11 protein-coding genes, 4 tRNA genes and 1 pseudogene are annotated in these 17,905 nt (G+C 62.6%); 7 read left to right on the top strand and 9 right to left on the bottom strand.

Annotated features, from left to right (window positions below; all coding sequences use genetic code 11):
- Nucleotides 1–93: 93 nt before the first annotated feature.
- Entirely contained in the window at nt 94–576 is a 483-nt protein-coding gene (locus ABOC32_RS25835; RefSeq protein ID WP_086974753.1) for a hypothetical protein, read from the bottom strand.
- A gap of 249 nt (nt 577–825) precedes the next feature.
- A complete protein-coding gene (locus ABOC32_RS25830) occupies nt 826–1,050 on the bottom strand; it encodes a hypothetical protein (protein ID WP_016501083.1) in 225 nt (74 codons plus the stop codon).
- Nucleotides 1,051–1,996: 946 nt separating this feature from the next.
- Between ABOC32_RS25830 and ABOC32_RS25825 the strand changes: the two are divergent.
- Both ABOC32_RS25825 and rmuC read left to right on the top strand, forming a co-directional pair.
- Nucleotides 1,997–2,335 (top strand): annotated as a pseudogene (locus ABOC32_RS25825) (sel1 repeat family protein); the annotation flags it as partial.
- A gap of 180 nt (nt 2,336–2,515) precedes the next feature.
- A complete protein-coding gene (gene rmuC, locus ABOC32_RS25820; protein ID WP_426811663.1) occupies nt 2,516–3,886 on the top strand; it encodes a DNA recombination protein RmuC in 1,371 nt (456 codons plus the stop codon).
- On the opposite strand, the gene ABOC32_RS25815 is transcribed toward rmuC, so the two are convergent.
- The 3 genes from ABOC32_RS25815 to bglX all read right to left on the bottom strand — a co-directional run bounded on the left by ABOC32_RS25815 (nt 3,858) and on the right by bglX (nt 11,219).
- Nucleotides 3,858–7,337 (bottom strand): hybrid sensor histidine kinase/response regulator, encoded by a 3,480-nt coding sequence (locus ABOC32_RS25815; protein WP_426809381.1) that lies wholly within the window; start codon nt 7,335–7,337, stop codon nt 3,858–3,860. The two genes, rmuC and ABOC32_RS25815, sit on opposite strands and share 29 nt — an antisense overlap.
- A gap of 234 nt (nt 7,338–7,571) precedes the next feature.
- Nucleotides 7,572–8,750 (bottom strand): MFS transporter, encoded by a 1,179-nt coding sequence (locus tag ABOC32_RS25810; protein ID WP_426809380.1) that lies wholly within the window; start codon nt 8,748–8,750, stop codon nt 7,572–7,574.
- A 168-nt stretch (nt 8,751–8,918) separates the two neighbouring features.
- A complete protein-coding gene (gene bglX / locus ABOC32_RS25805) occupies nt 8,919–11,219 on the bottom strand; it encodes a beta-glucosidase BglX (RefSeq protein ID WP_426809379.1) in 2,301 nt (766 codons plus the stop codon).
- A 160-nt stretch (nt 11,220–11,379) separates the two neighbouring features.
- Between bglX and ABOC32_RS25800 the strand changes: the two genes are divergently transcribed.
- Nucleotides 11,380–13,257 carry a 1-acyl-sn-glycerol-3-phosphate acyltransferase gene (locus tag ABOC32_RS25800; RefSeq protein ID WP_426809378.1) on the top strand — a complete coding sequence of 626 codons (1,878 nt, stop codon included), beginning with the start codon at nt 11,380–11,382 and terminating at the stop codon, nt 13,255–13,257.
- A 9-nt stretch (nt 13,258–13,266) separates the two neighbouring features.
- Here ABOC32_RS25800 and sugE read toward each other — a convergent pair whose 3' ends face one another.
- From sugE to rdgC, 3 genes are all read right to left on the bottom strand, one after another.
- Nucleotides 13,267–13,584 (bottom strand): quaternary ammonium compound efflux SMR transporter SugE, encoded by a 318-nt coding sequence (sugE, locus tag ABOC32_RS25795; protein ID WP_016501077.1) that lies wholly within the window; start codon nt 13,582–13,584, stop codon nt 13,267–13,269.
- Nucleotides 13,585–13,799: 215 nt separating this feature from the next.
- Nucleotides 13,800–14,765: a bile acid:sodium symporter family protein gene (locus ABOC32_RS25790; RefSeq protein ID WP_426809377.1), complete on the bottom strand. Its 966-nt coding sequence runs from the start codon at nt 14,763–14,765 to the stop codon at nt 13,800–13,802.
- A gap of 185 nt (nt 14,766–14,950) precedes the next feature.
- Nucleotides 14,951–15,871 (bottom strand): recombination-associated protein RdgC, encoded by a 921-nt coding sequence (gene rdgC / locus ABOC32_RS25785; protein WP_426809376.1) that lies wholly within the window; start codon nt 15,869–15,871, stop codon nt 14,951–14,953.
- Between the two features lie 215 nt (nt 15,872–16,086).
- Here rdgC and ABOC32_RS25780 point away from each other — a divergent pair.
- From ABOC32_RS25780 to ABOC32_RS25765, 4 genes are all read left to right on the top strand, one after another.
- A tRNA-Val gene (locus tag ABOC32_RS25780) sits at nt 16,087–16,162 on the top strand.
- A 13-nt stretch (nt 16,163–16,175) separates the two neighbouring features.
- Nucleotides 16,176–16,252, top strand: a tRNA-Asp gene (locus tag ABOC32_RS25775).
- Nucleotides 16,253–16,421: 169 nt separating this feature from the next.
- A tRNA-Val gene (locus ABOC32_RS25770) sits at nt 16,422–16,497 on the top strand.
- Between the two features lie 13 nt (nt 16,498–16,510).
- Nucleotides 16,511–16,587 (top strand) — tRNA-Asp (locus tag ABOC32_RS25765).
- A 214-nt stretch (nt 16,588–16,801) separates the two neighbouring features.
- On the opposite strand, the gene map is transcribed toward ABOC32_RS25765, so the two are convergent.
- Nucleotides 16,802–17,599, bottom strand: coding sequence for a type I methionyl aminopeptidase (gene map / locus ABOC32_RS25760; protein WP_426809375.1), 798 nt, complete (start codon nt 17,597–17,599; stop codon nt 16,802–16,804).
- Between the last annotated feature and the right edge of the window lie 306 nt (nt 17,600–17,905).

Raw genomic sequence — 17,905 nt, 5'->3', positions numbered from 1 at the left:
CCGCGCCATAGCCTCAATCGCTGAAGATAGAGCGGTTTTGTAGGACAATCCGACCAAAATTCCATTTTTTCCGGTAATGTTGTAGGACGCTTCTTAAGATACCTGTGGCAATCTCTGATCTATGCAGGTATGCCAGGCATGAGTGAAGTCGCGCAAGCGACCTTGGGGGTGGAAAATCTGACGCCATATCCGTGCCAACGCCAACAGGTCGTCAGCGGCAGGCAGTGGCGTGGCCTGCTCTTCGACGAGCATCCAGGCAATGGCTGTGGAATAGCGCAGGTTGACGGTGAGTTCCAGGTGCGGGCCGCCGAGGAAGGCGTGCTGGCTGGCCAGGCCGCGCACAAGGCTGGCCAGGTCGGGGTCGCGGGCCAGGTAATCGTCCCAGAGCGCCTGGTGACGGTGTTCGCCAATGCGGTAAAGGCCGTGCCCGCGTCGGTCATGCAAGGCTGACCCGAGTGCCGACTGGCTGGCGGCAATGCCCAGTAACAAGGCTTCCGCGCTGGCGCAGTGACGGTTCAGGTAGACCAGGGTGGGTCGGATCACATACTGACACAATTCATTCGCCGCAATACCCATGATGCCCTCGAGCAATTAAGGGCCGGACGGGCGCTGGAGCTTGGCAGCTGGTGAATGATCAGGCCCGCCGGAAGCGGTAAGCACCGCTCGAGTTGAAGTGTAGTGTGATAATCGTGGTGTAAAGAGCTGTTTTTAAATCGATTGCTGCCTGACGTACCGGGCTATATGCCCTGAGGCAATTACGCCAAGAACGTTCAGGCAGGCGTGCGATGGGATGATTCAGCGCTTGAATGCCCCGGTATTCGCCACTCACGCGGTGAGCGATTGGCGAGTCCGGGCGATGACCGCCTGCAGCGGTTCATTGCGGCTGTACTGTTCATGGTACAGGCGCTCGGTATGGCAGGCGACGCCGTGTTCGTCTACCAGGGTGAAGCTGAAGCTGCCCTTGCGTGGGGCAACGATAAGGCACTTCAACGGCGAGAAGGCCTGGGAGAGGGTGCCAATGGCAGCCTGAATCTGATGATGAGTTTGCATATTGTTGGAGGTTCCTGCTTTAAACACGGGGAATATGATCCGTGCATGATAGAAACGTTCCAGTGACGCCTTTATTAAGGGACGAACGAACCTGACTGGAACAAAGCAGCCAGAGAGAGCGCAATCAAATGTGGGCGCTTGGGCTGACTGGTAGGTACTTCGGAAGGCAGGCAGCACGTCGGGGCCAAGGTTCTAGGCCGTCGGGTGGAATCCTGATCAATCTGTCACGTGATTCGTGCTTGAGCAGCCTGAGGCTGGCGAGTGAATCATCGAATGGGCAATCCTGGTTTCAGCAGTGCACTCTTGGGAAAGTGGGTCTGCAAGGATGTTATGGCCCGAATTGACTTTCAGCTTGGTACTAACGAGGCGCACCTTACCGGAAATGCCGGTGCTTGGCAAGCACTACGTTTGTTCAGGTTAGCCGAGCAGTATGGCGCGTATTTGCACCGCTGTGAAGAGGGGGCAAATAGCCCGTATCCAGGCGGATGTGCCCATTTCGTGCACTCAAATGAGGGATCATGGTGCACTTGTTCACATTCGGGGCAATGGTTGTAACAGGCCGGCAACACGCTGCAACAGCCTCGCCAATGCCTTGACTGGGCGGTTAAGTCAATGAAAAAAAACACTATTTTTAGCTGGTGAAAAAATCGTCAGTTTGAGACGAAGCCCCAATTCACGGGGCTTTGCGGGGTGTGCAAGGGGGTTGTCCACCGAGTTATCCACAGGAACTGTGGATTGTCGCGGGCGCTTGCTCTAGCACGGGCGTGCCAGCAGTACGGTGAACTGTCCGACAATCGACAGACCCCGACAGACCGTTTGGTCATGCGCTCGAAAACGTCAAGAAAAGATCATTCAAATATTTTTTCAATCCTCCAGAAAACGACAGGTCACGGCGAAAAAAAAAGAGTAGAGTGGCGCGCCTTTCGAGTTGCCAAACCTGTTGCTCATGAAGTTTCGCGGTAAACACCTCGCCAGCCCTGCAGCATCGACGCCTCCTTCCGAGCGTTTTTCCTTGAAAGTGGCCTTGTGGCTGCTAGACAGCCCGCGGCTGGGCGACAAGCCCCAGGTCAAGCACCTGGCCGGGCGCCTGCTGAAGCAGCCTGCGCGCCAGGGCGTGGTAGTGGCTCAGAGCCGCTTGGGGCAGATGCTGTGCCGCGATTGCGGCAACGCCCGTGACCGGCGTATTGGCCATGAGCTGCTGCGCCAGGCAGCCCGCGCCGGTGACCGGCGGGCACAGCTGGAGTACGCGCGGCTGTGCGAGCGAAACGATCCGGACCAGGCGAAGTAATGCTCCGACAAGCCCCAGGCTGATAAGCTGCACTCAATTTGCATCAGCGTGATCGGGGTAAGCATGACAGTGGATCTGGCCAGCATTCTGCTGGGCTTGGCGGCAGGTGCTTTACCCTGTCTTTTTTGGGTCATGCAGGTGCAGCGCCGCCAGGGCGCACGGCAAGGCGAGCAGGCCTTGCTCGAAGAGCGCCTTAACGCAGCCCAACTGGCCCAGGCCGGCCTTCAGGCGCAGCTGGAAGCCAGCCGCGACGAAGTCAGCGACCTCAGCGAAGCCAACACCGTCAAGCAGGCCCAGCTGGCCGCCCAAGGCCGTGAACTGGAACTGCTGCAGATCGACCGCGACAACGCCCGTGACGCTGCCCACGCCTGGAGCCTGGAGCGCGCCAACCGTGAAGCCGAGCTGCGTCGTCTGGAGTCGCAGGGCGCACGCCTGGAGGCCGAGCTGCGAGAGCAGCAGGAAAGCCATCAGCAGCGTCTGGAAGACCTGCAGGAAGCCCGCGACACCCTGCGCGCCCAGTTCGCCGACATGGCCACCAAGATCTTCGACGAGCGCGAGCAGCGCTTCGCCCAGACCAGCCAGCAGCACCTGGGCCAGTTGCTCGACCCGCTCAAGGAGCGCATCCAGTCCTTCGAAAAACGCGTGGAAGAAAGCTATCAGCAGGAAGCCCGCGAACGCTTTTCCCTGGGCAAAGAGCTTGAGCGTCTGCAACAGCTCAACCTGCGCCTGTCCGACGAAGCCACCAACCTGACCCAGGCCCTGAAAGGCCAGAAAACCCAGGGCAACTGGGGCGAGCTGATCCTTGAAAGGGTGCTGGAACATGCCGGCCTGGAAAAAGGCCGCGAGTACCAGACCCAGGTCAGCCTCAAGAGCGCTGACGGCGAGCGGTTCCAGCCCGATGTGCTGATCATGCTGCCCGGCGACAAACAGGTGGTGGTGGATGCCAAGGTCAGCCTTACGGCGTACCAGCAGTTTGTTGCCAACAACGACGAGGCCGCGCTCAAGCAGCACGTGCAGTCGCTGCGCAGCCACGTCAAAGGCTTGTCGAGCAAGGACTACAACCGCCTCGAAGGCCTGCACAGCCTGGATTTCGTGCTGCTGTTCGTACCCATCGAAGCGGCCTTCTCGGCAGCCCTGCAGGCCGAGCCGAACCTGTTCCAGGAAGCCTTCGACCGGCATATCGTGATCGTCAGCCCTACCACCCTGCTGGCAACCTTGCGGGTGATCGACAGCCTGTGGAAGCAGGAGCGCCAGGGCCAGAACGCCCGGGAGATTGCCGAGCGCGCCGGCTGGCTGTACGACAAGTTCGTGCTGTTCATCCAGGACCTGGACGAGCTGGGCAGCCGCCTGCAACAGGTAGACAAGGCTTATGCCGCTGCCCGTAACAAACTGTGCGAAGGGCGCGGCAACCTGGTCAGCCGCAGCGAACAGCTGAAGCTGCTGGGCGCCCGCGCCAGCAAGGGCCTGCCGGCAGACTTGCTGGAACGGGCGCTGTCCGATGAGGTGCCGGACGCTGCGGTTACTGAACCTGGCTCAGATGGCGATTGAGCATGGCGCGCAAGGCTGCCGGCTTGACCGGTTTGGCCAGGTAATCCAGGCCTGACGCATGCACCATGGCGATGGTTTCCTTGCTGCCGTCGGCGCTGATCACCACGCCTGGCACCGGTTCACCCAGGCGCGCACGTAACCAGCCCATCAGCCCGGTGCCGGTCTCGCCGTCATCCAGGTGGTAGTCCACCAGTGCCAGATGCGGGCGCATGCCCTTGGCCAGCAGGGCTTCGCATTCGGCCTGGTTGCGCGCGGTCCATACCTGGCAACCCCAGCGGCTGAGTAAGCTGTTCATGCCAATCAGGATGCTGTCTTCGTTGTCCACGCACAGCACTTGCAGCCCGGCCAGTGGCTGGCCGCCTTGTTGTTCGGCGGGAGCGCTTGGCGCCGGGGCGGCCTGGCGGGCAATCGGCACGCTGACGCGGAATACCGTGCCCTTGCCCGGCCACGAGCGCACTTCCAGCGGGTGCCCCAGCACCCGGCACAGGCCGTCGGCAATCGCCAGGCCCAGGCCCAGGCCTTTCTCGGCGCGGGTCTGGTGACTGTCCAGACGTTTGAACTCCTGGAAGATCACTTGCAGCTTGTCGTCGGCGATGCCCGGGCCACGGTCCCACACCTCCAGCCACAGGCGCTCGCCCTGGCGGCGCGCGCCCAGCAGGATCGGGCTCTTGCCGTAGCGCAGGGCATTGGTGAGGAAGTTCTGCAGTACCCGGCGCAACAGCTTCATGTCGCTGTCCACCCGCAGGCGGCTGCCACGCAGGCGGAACTCCAGGTTTTTCTCGGCTGCCAGCACCTTGAATTCGGCACCCAGTGTGTCGAACAGTTCGTTGAGGGCGAAGGGCTTGGCGTCTGGGGTGATCTTGCCGTTTTCCAGGCGCGAGATGTCCAGCAGGTCGCTGATCAGCTCTTCGGCCGAGCGCAGTGAGCTGTCCATGTGCTGCACCAACTGCTGGGCCTCTTCGTTCATGCCCTCGGCCTGCTGCGACAAGGCGGCGGAGAACAATCGGGCGGCGTTCAGGGGCTGCATCAGGTCATGGCTGACTGCAGCCAGGAAGCGGGTCTTGGACTTGCTGACCGCTTCGGCCTGGCTCTTGGCTTCGGACAACGCCTGGTTCAGTTGCGACAGTTCGTGGGTGCGCTCGGCCACCCGTTGTTCCAGGCCTTCGTTGGCATCGCGCAGGGCCTGCTCGGCCTCACGGAACGGGGTGATGTCAGTGAAGCTCATGACGAAGCCGCCGCCCGGCATCGGGTTGCCGATCAGTTCGATCACCCGGCCATTGGGGAACAGCCGTTCGGAAGAATGCGCGCGGCCTTGGCGCATCCAGTGCAGGCGCCGCGCCACATGCACCTGCGCTTCGCCCGGGCCGCACAGGCCGCGCTCGGCGTTGTAGCGGATGATGTCGGCAATCGGCCGGCCCACGCTGATCAGCCCGTCGGGGTAGTTGAACAGCTCCAGGTAGCGACGGTTCCAGGCCACCAGGTGCAGGTTCTGGTCGACCACGCTGATGCCCTGGTTGATGTTCTCGATGGCGCCTTGCAGCAGCGCGCGGTTGAACTGCAGCACCTCGCTGGCTTCGTCGGCAATACGTACGACGTCTTCCAGCTGCATGTCGCGGCCTTCGATGGCGGCCTTGACCACGGCGCGGGTCGACGAGGTGCCGAGCACCCCGGCCAGCAGGCGTTCGGTGTGTTCGATCCAGTCGCCGTCGGCATTCTGGTTGGGGTTGAAGCCCTTGCCCTGGCGGTAGGCAAAGCGGATGAAGCTCTGCCGTGCGCGTTCCTCACCGACAAAACGCGAGGCCAACGTCAGCAGGTCGTCGATCTGCACCGCCAGCAGTGGCTTGCTGCTGGGGCGGGCGCTGGTCTGCTGGCCGATGAAGCGGCCTGCCTGCCAGTGCTCGGAAACCCGTGTGCGCGACAGTACCGACACCCAGGCGAACAGGGTGAAGTTGCCTGCCAGCGACAGCACCACCCCCTGGGTCAGCGGGCTGATCGGCAGGCCCAGCGGGTTGCCATGCAGCCACGCCAGCCCCGGGAACAGCTGCAGCGACCAGCCCAGGCTGTGCGCGGCAATCGGCAGGACCAGGGTGTAGAACCACAGGAAGATACCTGCCGCCAGACCGGCGAACACGCCACGGCGGTTGGCCTGCTTCCAGTACAGCGCGCCGAGCATGGCCGGGGTGAGCTGGGTGACGGCGGCGAAGGCGATCTGGCCGATGGTCGCCAGGCTGGCGGTGGAGCCCAGCAGGCGGTAGCTGACGTAGGCCAGCAGCAGGATCACCACAATGGTTACCCGGCGTACCGAGAGCATCCAGTGGCGGAACGCCTCGAACGGCCGCTCGGCGTTGTTGCGGCGCAGCAGCCAGGGCAGCAGCATGTCGTTGGACACCATGGTCGACAGCGCCACCGCCTCGACGATGACCATGCCGGTGGCCGCCGAAGCGCCACCAATGAATGCCAGCAGGGCCAGGCTCGGGTGCGCCTCGGCCAGTGGCAGGCTGATGACGAACGAGTCGGAGATCACCGTGCCCGGCAGCAGCATCTGCCCGGCCAAGGCAATCGGCACCACGAACAGCGCGGCCAGCGCCAGGTACATCGGAAACACCCAGCGCGCCAGGCGCATGTCCTGGGGTTCGATGTTCTCCACCACGGTGACGTGAAACTGCCGCGGCAGGCAGATGATCGCCATCATCGCCACAGCGGTTTGCACCACCATCGACGGCCAGTTGATGGTCTCTTGCCAATAGTCCTGCAAGTGGATCGACTGGCGTGCCTGGCTGAACAGGTCATCGAAACCGTCATACAGGTTGAACACAACGAATATGCCCACAGCCAGGAAGGCCAGCAACTTGATCAACGATTCGAAGGCAATCGCCAATACCATGCCCCGGTGGTGCTCGGTCACGTCCAGGCTGCGGGTGCCGAATACGATGGCGAACAGCGCCAGCACCAGTGACACCACCAGCGCGGTGTCCTGGACGCGGGTGCCGGTGGCGTCGGCGTTGGCCCCGATCAGCAGGTTGACGCCCAGCACGATGCCTTTGAGCTGCAGGGCAATGTACGGCAACACGCCAACCAGGCAGATCAGCGCCACCACCACCGCCAGGGTTTGCGACTTGCCGTAGCGTGCGGCGATGAAGTCGGCGATTGAGGTGATGTTCTGCTGTTTGCTGATCAGCACCATCTTCTGCAGCACCCAGGGCGCGAAGACCATCAGCAGCACCGGGCCCAGGTAGATCGGCAGGAATGCCCAGAGCTGTTCGGCGGCCTGGCCGACCGCGCCGAAGAAGGTCCAGCTGGTGCAGTACACGGCCAGCGACAGGCTGTACACCCAGGCACGCAGCTTCGGCGGCAACGGCGTGCTGCGGCGGTCGCCATAGAAGGCGATGGCGAACATGACGGCCATATAGGCCAGGGCGACCACGGCGATCAGCCCGCTGGACAACGACATGAAGACTCCGAAGCAAAAAAAGATAACGCGGTCCCGATCAACCAGTCTGGCACGCAGGCGCCGCTTCGTCAGCGCAGACGATGGTCGCAGTGGCAGGTGGTCGCAGGCTGCATGACAAGCCTGTGCTGGCCTCTTCGCGGGTGAACCCGCTCCCACAGGTACGGCGCTGCCCTCAAGGCATGTGATATCCCTGTGGGAGCGGGTTCACCCGCGAAGAGGCCAGCACAACCAACATCAATTACTGCGGGTACCCAGCCAGTAAAACACCCCCGCCAGTATCACCGACAGCACCAGCAGGTAGAAGATCACCCCCGGCCACAGGTGCACCAGGGCGAACCCCACCATCACCGGCCCCAGCGCCGCCCCCAGGTTGGACAGGTTCTGCGCGCCGTAATACACCCCGCGCAAGTGCTCCGGAGCGATCAGGTCGATGAACATGTACTCGGCAGGGATCACGATGATCTCGCCCAGGGTGAACACCAGCATCGCCAGGCACCACACCAGCACCGAGCCTGCCCACGAGAAGCCCAGCAGCCCGGCGATGAACAGGGCCATGCCGGCGAGCAACCAGGGCATCAGGTGCTGACGGCTGATGCGTCGGCCAATCAGGTACTGCAGGGCAATCACCGTCACCGCGTTGGTGGTGACCAGGTAGCCGACCAGTCGCGCGGCTTCTGCCGGGCTGCTGGTTACCACCAGGTACTGCGACAGGTAGGCGGTGAACTGGCCGAATACCACCGCGCTCAGCACCCCGCCCAGGGTGAAGTACACCAGCCGGCGGTCACGCGCCAGCCCCAGCGCCACCTGGCCGAAGCCGGCCGCAGGCTTGTCCGGGGCGCTGGCCTGCAGGTCACGGTCACCAAGGCGCCAGTAGGCCAGGCACATGCCCAGGCCAAGCAGGGCCGAGGCGATGAACGGCATGTGGTCGTCCAGTTCCAGCATGGCGACCCCCAGCAACGGGCCGGCTGCGTAGCCGACGTTGCTGAGGGTGTACTTGATGGCGAACACCTCGGCCCGCTCTTCCACCGGCAGCAAGGCACAGAAGCCTGCCTTGGCGGCAATGTCGACCACCGCCAGCGCCAGGTTGATCAGCACCAGGCACAAAAAGAACAACAGCGCCGATTTACTGGCGACCGCGACGACGAAGGCCAGGGCGAACAGCAGGGTGCTGGCGCTGACCAGCGTGTGGTTGCGCAAGGTGTCGACCAGGTGGCCGCCATACAGGCTCAGCAACGAAGCGATGATCAGTGCGCCACCGATCAGCAGGCCGATCTGGCTGATGGGCAGCTGGAAGTTGTCGGCCAGGTACACCACCAGATAGGGCAGGGTGAGGGCGCGGGCGACCGTGAGGGTGAAGGTGGTCAGCAGTAGCAGGCGTACGGTGTGCGGGTAGCGTTTCAGGGCGGCGAGCATTGCCACGTCCTTGTTGTGGAATAGCCGATTGGGAGCATATGCCACATGGGGTTTGCGTGCACTGGCCTCATCGCCGACAGGTCAGCGCTTCTAAAGGAACAGGGGCAGGCATGGATCAGGCTGAGGCCGAGGAAGATGCTGTTGACGATTATTCGGTCGGTCAACCACTCAAGGCATCAGTTCAAAGCTGGTTGTCTGCACTGTTTGCGAGTCCAGGCCGACCATCACGTCGAACCAGCCCGGTTCGACGACCCAGCGCAGGTTGCGGTCAACGAAGCTGAACGCGGAGGCGGGTAGATGAAGGGTAACTTCCCGTGTTTGACCAGGGGAGAGCAGCAGCTTGTCGAAGCCTTTCAACTCTTTCACGGGGCGGCTTACCGAGGCGCGACGATCACGGATGTACAGTTGCACGACCGTTTCGCCTGCGCGCATGCCTTCGTTGCGAACAGTAACCTGCACCTGCAGGCCTTGCCCGGCCTGCAGCCGTGTGCTGGACAAGCGGGGCGAAGAGACACTGAAGCTTGTGTAGCTCAAGCCGTGGCCAAAAGGGTAGAGCGGCGTATCGTCGATGTCGTAGTAGCGCGAGCGGTAGGCAGCCGGTCGTGCCGGGTCAAACGGCCGCCCGGTGTTGAGGTGGTTGTAGTAGAGCGGGATCTGGCCGACGCTGCGCGGAAAGGTAACTGGTAATTTACCGGACGGGTTGTACGCGCCAAACAGTACATCGGCGATGGCATTGCCGCCTTCGCTGCCACTGAACCAGGTTTCCAGCACGGCATCGGCCCATTGGCTTTCTTCACTGATGGTCAGCGGGCGGCCGTTCATCAGCACCAACACCAGGGGCTTGCCGGTCCCCTTCAGTGCGCGCAGCAGGGCACGCTGCTGTCCCGGCAGGTTCAGCTCGGTCCTGCTGGCGCCTTCGTGAGACATGCCGCGCGCCTCACCCAGCGCCACCACCACGACATCCGCCTGCTGAGCAGCGGCCACTGCCTCGGCGCGCAGGGTTTCAGCTGGACGTGGGTCGAAGTTGACCCGGTTGTCGGCGAGCAGCGCGAATGCCTGCGGGTTGTCACTGATGTTCGCCCCCTTTGCATACAGCAGACGTGCGTCGGCGGCCTGGCCACTTTGCAGGCCTTGGCGCAGCGTCACTGCCTGCTCGGCTTCGCCATTGGCGTGCCAGCTGCCAAGGATGTCCACGGCATTGTCGGCCAGGGGGCCGATCAGGGCGAGGGTTGCATGCCGGCTCAACGGCAGTACCTCATCATGGTTTTTCAGCAATACCAGCGAGCGGCGAGCCATGTCCCGGGCGTGGGCACGGTGCTGGCGCCTGGCTTCGTTGTCAGGGCCGCTGCCTGGCTGCAAACGGCGATAGGGCGCCTCGAACAGGCCAAGGTCGTACTTGGTGGCCAGCACCTGGCGTACGGCGCTGTCGAGTTGCTGCTCTGTCACCTGCCCTTGTTTGACCAGGCTTGTCAGGCCACGGGCAAAGTAGCGGTCGCTCATGCTCATTTGCGTGCCGGCAGCGAGTGCTGCCAGCGCCGCCTGGTTACCGTCCTCGGCCACACCATGGGCGATCAGTTCTTCGACAGCACCGTGGTCACTGATGACCAGGCCTTTGAACTGCCATTGCTGGCGCAGAATGTCGTGCAGCAGCCAGCTGTTGGCGGTCGCCGGAACACCGTTGAGGCTGGTCAGCGCCGTCATGACAGCGCCCGCCCCGGCATCCAGGGCGGCCTTGAAGGGCGGCAGGTACTCCTCGACAAGGCGGCGCTCGCTCATGTCCGAGGTGTTGTAGTCACGGCCGCCCTCGACCGCGCCATAACCGGCAAAATGCTTGGCACACGCCATCAGGCTGTCGGACGCGCCCAGGGTCGGCCCCTGCAAGGCACGTATCACTGTGCCGGCGATGCGCGACACAAGGTAGGTGTCTTCGCCATAGCCTTCCGAAATCCTGCCCCAGCGCGGGTCGCGACTGATGTCCAGCATGGGGGCGAAGGTCATGTCCAGGCCGTCGGCGGTGGCTTCGAGCGCGGCTACCCGGGCGCTTTTGCCGATCGCCTGCAAGTCCCAGCTGGAGGCCTGGCCCAGGTTGATGGGGAATATGGTCCGTTGGCCGTGAACCACATCCCCGGCAAAAAACAGCGGGATGCGGAGGCGGCTGCGCTGCACCGCGGCATCCTGCAGTTCGCGCAAGCCTGCCTGACTGGCAGTGGGTGCGGTGAACATCGCACCGACTTGCCCACTTGCGATGGTGTCGAGCATTGCCTGAGGATTTGGTTGGGCCCCCGCATACTCCATGCGCAACTGGCCGACCTTTTCCTGCAGGGTCATCTGCGCCAGCAGGCTGTCGACAAACCTGTCCTTGTTTGCTTGCATGTCGATGGCTGCCGCGTGGGCCAATATTGGCAACAGCACCAGAGCAGCGCTGAGTCGCGTTGCAATCATGCTTAGGCGGGCAGGTGTTTTTTTCATTCCATCGAGTCGTGGTTGGTCAAACCCGACAGTGGTGCCTGGACGATGCAACTCGCTACTGGTAGTTCTGTCAGTTGACATCGACGATGTGGCTTTGCATGGCCCGCGCGCATTCTAATAAGGCAACTGCCATCCGTGGCTGAATCCAGGACCAAGGACGATGAGTCACTCCTCGCAATTCACCTTGCTCGGCAAGCGGCGCTTCCTGCCGTTTTTCATCACCCAGTCGCTGGGTGCCTTCAACGACAACCTGTTCAAGCAATCGCTGATCCTGGCGATCCTGTTCAAGCTCAGCCTGGGCGACGGTGACCGTTCGATCTGGGTCAACCTGTGCGCCCTGCTGTTCATCCTGCCGTTCTTTCTGTTTTCGGCGCTGGGCGGGCAGTTTGGCGAGAAGTTCGCCAAGGACGCGCTGATCCGTGCGATCAAGCTGGCCGAGATTGTCATCATGGCAATCGGTGCGCTTGGCTTCATCACCAACCACCTGGCGCTGATGCTGGTGGCGCTGTTCGGCATGGGTACGCACTCGGCGCTGTTCGGCCCGGTGAAATACTCGATCCTGCCGCAGGCCCTGCGCGAGGAGGAACTGGTCGGCGGTAACGGGCTGGTGGAAACCGGCACCTTCCTCGCCATCCTGGCCGGCACCATCGGCGCCGGGGTGATGATGTCGGCCGACAGCTATGCCACGGTGGTGGCTGGCGGTGTGGTTGGCACCGCGGTGCTCGGCTACCTGGCCAGCCGCTGGATCCCGCGGGCCGCTGCCGCCTCGCCGAACATGCCGCTGGACTGGAACATCTTCCGGCAGTCGTGGGCGATCCTGCGCATGGGCCTGGGGCAGCCGCCTGCCGTGTCGCGCTCGATCGTGGGTAACTCGTGGTTCTGGTTTGTCGGCGCCATCTACCTCACGCAGATCCCGGCCTATGCCAAGGACTGGCTGCACGGCGATGGCACGGTTGTGACCCTGGTACTGACGCTGTTCTCGGTGGGCATCGCCCTGGGTTCGCTGCTGTGCGAACGGCTTAGCGGGCGCAAGGTGGAGATCGGCCTGGTGCCGTTCGGCTCGTTCGGCCTGACCCTGTTCGGCCTGCTGTGGTGGTGGCACTCCGGCGATGTGCCGGCTGCCGCAGTGCCGCACGACTGGCTGGCGCTGCTGGGCATGGGCCAGGCCTGGTGGATCTTGCTGTCGATCGTCGGCCTTGGCGTGTTCGGTGGCTTCTACATCGTGCCGCTGTATGCGCTGATCCAGGCCCGCACGGCCGAAGACCAGCGCGCCCGGGTGATCGCCGCCAACAACATCCTCAATGCCTTGTTCATGGTGGTGTCGGCAGTGCTCACCATCATCCTGATGGGCCTGGCCGAGCTGAGCATCCCGCAGCTGTTCCTGGTGGTGTCGCTGCTTAATATCGCGGTCAACGCCTATATCTTCAGGATCGTGCCCGAGTTCACCATGCGCTTCCTGATCTGGTTGCTCAGCCATTCGATGTACCGCGTGCAGCACCGCGACCTTGAGCGCATTCCCGACGAAGGCGCGGCGCTGCTGGTGTGCAACCATGTGTCGTTCGTCGATGCACTGCTGCTGGGCGGGGCAATCCGCCGGCCGATCCGCTTTGTCATGTACTACAAGATCTACAACCTGCCAGTGCTCAACTTCGTGTTCCGCACCGCAGGCGCCATCCCGATTGCCGGGCGCAACGAAGACCCCGCCACGTACGAGCGTGCGTTCGCACGCATTGCCAATTACCTGGCCGAGGGTGAGCTGGTGTGCATCTTCCCGGAGGGCAAGTTGACCGGCGATGGTGAGATCGATGTGTTCAAGGGCGGCGTCAACCGCATCCTCGAAGAAACGCCGGTGCCGGTGATTCCCCTGGCCTTGCAGGGGCTGTGGGGGAGCTTCTTCAGCCGCGACCCGGCCAAGGGTTTCTTCAAGCGCCTGTGGTCGCGGGTGACCATCGTCGCGGGCGCCGCCATCCCGGTGGAGGCCGCGCAGCCTGAGCTGTTGCGCGAGCAGGTCAGCCGCCTGCGCGGTGACCTGCGCTAGGGGAGGGGGTTAGCTGGCGCTGACTTTGAGGCCGACAAGGCCGCAGATGATCAGCGCCACACTCACCAACCGCACCAGGGCCATGGACTCGCCGAACAGGATGATGCCGGCAATCACCGTGCCGACGGCGCCAACACCGGTCCAGATGGCATAGGCAGTACCCAGCGGCAGTTCTTTCATGGCCAGGCCCAGCAGGCCCAGGCTGATGACCATGGCGCCGACGGTAAGTACCGTGGGAATCGGCTTGCTGAAGCCGTCGGTGTATTTCAGGCCGACGGCCCAGCCGACCTCGAACAGGCCGGCGAAGAACAGGATGATCCAGGACATGAGTGTGTCTCCATCGTTTGAATGATGGGGCCGTCCCCGGAATGGTCACGCGGTGCGTCGTGAGGCCGTCCTCACAGTGGGCACTATGGTGCACACCTGAAGGTTTCAGGGCAAGCCTGTGCTGGCCTCTTCGCGGGTAAACCCGCTCCCACAGGGACCGCACACAGTACCTGTGGGAGCGGGTTTACCCGCGAAGAGGCCCGCACAGGTAGACATCAATGCTTGGCCGGTTCGATCCCTACAACCTCAGTCTCGGACTCATCCATCCGCCGGAACCAGGTCGACAGCAATGCCCCGGAAATATTGTGCCATACACTGAACAGCGCACTCGGCACCGCCGCCAGTGGCGAAAAGTGCGCCGCCGCCAGTGCCGCGCCCAGCCCGGAGTTCTGCATGCCCACCTCCAGCGCCAGCGACTTGCGCTGGGCCAGCGGCAACTTGCACAGCTTGCCGGTCAGGTACCCCAGCAAATAGCCGAAGCTGTTGTGCAGCATCACCACCGCCATGATCAACAGCCCCGACTCGGCGATCTTCGCCTGGCTGGCCGCCACCACCGCGCACACGATCATCACGATGCTTACCACCGACACCAAAGGCAGCACCTGCACCGCTGCCTGCACCCTGGTACCGAGCAGGCGCTGGGCCAGCACGCCGAGCACGATCGGCAGCATCACCAGCTGCAGGATCGACCAGAACATGTCCATGAAGGACACCGGCAACCAGGCCGACGCCAGGAACCAGATCAGCGCCGGGGTCAGCAGCGGTGCCAGCAGCGTGGTGACTGCAGCAATCGCCACGGCCAGCGCCAGATCCCCGCGGGACAGCCAGACCATCACGTTCGAGGCCGTGCCGCTTGGGCAGCAGCCGACCAGGATTACGCCCACGGCAATTTCCGGCGGCAGGTGGAACAGCTGGCACAGCAGCCAGGCCATGCCCGGCATGATCACGAAGTGCGCGACCACCCCCAGCATCACCTGCCAGGGCTGGCGGGCGAGGGCGGCGAAATCGTCGAGTTTGAGGGTGAGGCCCATGCCGAACATCACCAGCCCCAGCAGCGGCACGATGGCGACCTTCAGGGCGATGAACCATTGCGGTTGCAGGAAGGCCAGCACGGCAAACACCAGCACCCACAGGGCGAAGGTATTGCCGACGAAGCGGCTTAGGGCGGCGAGGGCACGCATGGGGCAATTCCTTTTCTATTTATAGCTTTATATTAAATTCATTGGCCCTTTCGCGGGTGAACCCGCTCCCACAGGTACTGCACAAGACTGGGTATCTGTGCGGTCTCTGTGGGAGCGGGTTCACCCGCGAAGAGGCCGGTACTGGCGAAAAATCACTTTCCGGCCAGCACCGGCATTTCAAAACATCAGACCCCTTGCGGAATCTCCTCCCCACCCAGCGCCTCGAACAGCACCGGCAGGAACTCGGTAAAGGTCATCATCATCAGCAGGAAGCTGGCATCGAACTGCTGCGCTGCCTCATCGCCACCGTCCTGCTCGGCCTGCTCCTGCAGCAGCTCTTCGAACTTCAGACGCTTGATCACCATCTTGTCGTCCAGAATGAACGACAGCTTGTCCTGCCAGGCCAGGGCCAGCTGGGTTACCACCTTGCCAGTGCTCAGGTGCAGCTGGATTTCCTCGCCGGTCAGGTCCTGGCGTTTGCAGCGCACGATGCCGCCGTCTTCGGCGGTGTCACGCAGCTCGCACTCGTCCAGTACATAGAAACCTTCGGCAGTTTGCTGCGACTTGACCCAGTCGGTCATCGTGGCAACCGGTGCAATCTTCACCGTGGCCGGGCGCACCGGCAGCGAGCCCATCACTTCACGCAGGGTCGACAGCAGGTCTTCGGCACGCTTGGCGCTGGCCGAGTTGACCAGGATCATACCCAGGCGCGGGGCGATGGCGGCAAAGATCATCGAGCGGCGGATGAACGCGCGCGGCAGGAAGGCCTGGATGATCTCGTCCTTGATCTGGTCGCGCTCTTTTTTATAGACCTTGCGCATCTGCTCGGTCTCGATCTCTTCGACCTTTTCCTTGACTGCGTCGTTGACCACGCTGCTCGGCAGGATGCGTTCTTCCTTGCGCGCGGCAATCAGCAGGAACTCGCCGCTGACATGCACCAGGGGAGCGTCTTCGCCTTTGCCGAACGGCGCGACGAAACCATAGGTGGTCAGCTCCTGGCTGGCGCAGGGGCGGGCCGGCTTGCTGGCCAGTGCGGCTTCCAGCGCTTCAGGCTCGAACGGGACTTCCTGGGTCAGGCGGTAGGTCAGCAGGTTCTTGAACCACATGAGGGGTAACTCTCCTTAATGCATAAGGCGGGCATTATTCTCCGAGCGGTGCTCTCAGGCCAACCCTGTCAGAGGGCCAGTAGCGGCTTATGCATGAAAGAAACACCCGGCAACGCTAGGTCTTTGAAAGGCATGAGGTTTTTTTTGAAAAAAGTTTAAAAAGTGCTTGCCAGGGTGCAGGGTCGTCCGTAGAATGCGCGCCACACCGAGACGAAGGGTGATTAGCTCAGCCGGGAGAGCATCTGCCTTACAAGCAGAGGGTCGGCGGTTCGATCCCGTCATCACCCACCACTCGATGTATAGCGCAGCGGTAGTTCAGTCGGTTAGAATACCGGCCTGTCACGCCGGGGGTCGCGGGTTCGAGTCCCGTCCGCTGCGCCATATTCCACTTCCAGGCCCACTGAACACCTGGAAGTAACAAAGAAAGCGACCTTAGGGTCGCTTTTTTTGTGCCTGAATTTTGGTGTTTGAAAGAAGTGTGAAAAAACTTCGATAAGTGCTTGCCAGAGCGCAAAGTCGCCCGTAGAATGCGCGCCACACCGAGAGACATGGGTGATTAGCTCAGCCGGGAGAGCATCTGCCTTACAAGCAGAGGGTCGGCGGTTCGATCCCGTCATCACCCACCACTCGATGTATAGCGCAGCGGTAGTTCAGTCGGTTAGAATACCGGCCTGTCACGCCGGGGGTCGCGGGTTCGAGTCCCGTCCGCTGCGCCATATTCCGCTTCCAGGCCCACTGAACACCTGGAAGTCACAAAGAAAGCGACCTTAGGGTCGCTTTTTTTGTGTCTGCAATATGTCGAAGTCCTTAAAAGCGCCGCCAGGCCAGTGTGGGAGCGGGTTCACCCGCGAACACCGGCAAAGCCGGTGCCATACACCGTGTCGCATGCTTCGCGGGTGAACCCGCTCCCACAGGGGATTTGCGGCAGCTTCAGCTTCGGCGCTCTTCTTCCCGCAACGTCAGCACCTCGAACCCGTCCTCGGTCACCGCCACGGTATGCTCCCACTGCGCCGACAGGCTGTGGTCTCGGGTAATCACCGTCCAGCCATCCTTCAACGTGCGCGTACCGCGCCCGCCCTGGTTGATCATCGGCTCGATGGTGAACACCATCCCCGGCTTCAGCTTCATGCCCATGCCGCGCTGGCCGATGTGCAGTACTTCCGGCCCTTCATGCATCTGCTGGCCTATGCCGTGCCCGCAGTACTCGCGCACCACGCTATAGCCCGCCGCCTCGGCATGGGCCTGGACGGCATGGCCGATATCGCCCAGCGTGCCCCCGGGGCGCACCTGTTCGATGCCTTTCCACAGCGCGTCATAGGTGGTGTCGACGAGGCGTCGGGCTTCATCGCTGATGTGCCCGATGCTGTACATCTTCGACGAGTCGGCAATGTAGCCGCCCTGTTCCAGGGTAATGTCCACGTTGATGATCGAGCCTTCCTTCAGTACTTCATCGGCATTGGGCATGCCATGGCACACCACATGGTCCACCGAGGTATTGAGCGAGTAGGGGAAGCCGTACTGGCCCTTGCTCGCTGGCCGGGCCTCGAGCGTATTGACGATGAACGCGTCGGCACGGTCGTTGATCTGCATCGTGGTCACGCCGGGGCGGATGAAACTGTCGAGGTCGGCGAACACCTGGGCCAGCAGTTGGCCGGCGCGGCGCATCAGGTCGAGTTGGGCGGGGGTCTTGAGAATCACCTGGGACATAGGGGGAGGGCAGTTGCTCATGCTGGAATTTGCCCCAGCATAGCGCCAGGGGGCGGGAGGTTGCCACCGCATGGTGCGTCGCCTGTGCCGGCCTCTTCGCGGGTAAACCCGCTCCCACAGGGTTATCGCAGGACCTGAGGGCGGTGATATCCCTGTGGGAGCGGGTTTACCCGCGAAAGGGCCGGTGCAGCTGGCCCATTAATTGCTGATTCTCCTCAACACCGGGCTATCAACGTCGACAGCCCTCACCACTTCACGACAAAGGCGCCGTGTTGCCCCGCTTGCTCAGCAAGCCGGGGCAGCCGGCGCCTTTTTGCGTTTTCCACA

This window comes from Pseudomonas sp. WOUb67, from assembly GCF_050058005.1.
GTDB lineage: Bacteria > Pseudomonadota > Gammaproteobacteria > Pseudomonadales > Pseudomonadaceae > Aquipseudomonas > Aquipseudomonas putida_R.
This window is presented reverse-complemented; position numbering and strand designations above follow the sequence as displayed.

Coding starts and splice junctions, on each gene's coding strand:
- ABOC32_RS25835 (WP_086974753.1), bottom strand. CDS start 576: ATGGGTATTGCGGCGAATGAATTGTGTCAGTATGTGATCCGACCCACC.
- ABOC32_RS25830 (WP_016501083.1), bottom strand. CDS start 1,050: ATGCAAACTCATCATCAGATTCAGGCTGCCATTGGCACCCTCTCCCAG.
- ABOC32_RS25815 (WP_426809381.1), bottom strand. CDS start 7,337: ATGTCGTTGTCCAGCGGGCTGATCGCCGTGGTCGCCCTGGCCTATATG.
- ABOC32_RS25810 (WP_426809380.1), bottom strand. CDS start 8,750: ATGCTCGCCGCCCTGAAACGCTACCCGCACACCGTACGCCTGCTACTG.
- bglX (WP_426809379.1), bottom strand. CDS start 11,219: ATGAAAAAAACACCTGCCCGCCTAAGCATGATTGCAACGCGACTCAGC.
- ABOC32_RS25800 (WP_426809378.1), top strand. CDS start 11,380: ATGAGTCACTCCTCGCAATTCACCTTGCTCGGCAAGCGGCGCTTCCTG.
- sugE (WP_016501077.1), bottom strand. CDS start 13,584: ATGTCCTGGATCATCCTGTTCTTCGCCGGCCTGTTCGAGGTCGGCTGG.
- ABOC32_RS25790 (WP_426809377.1), bottom strand. CDS start 14,765: ATGCGTGCCCTCGCCGCCCTAAGCCGCTTCGTCGGCAATACCTTCGCC.
- rdgC (WP_426809376.1), bottom strand. CDS start 15,871: ATGTGGTTCAAGAACCTGCTGACCTACCGCCTGACCCAGGAAGTCCCG.
- map (WP_426809375.1), bottom strand. CDS start 17,599: ATGAGCAACTGCCCTCCCCCTATGTCCCAGGTGATTCTCAAGACCCCC.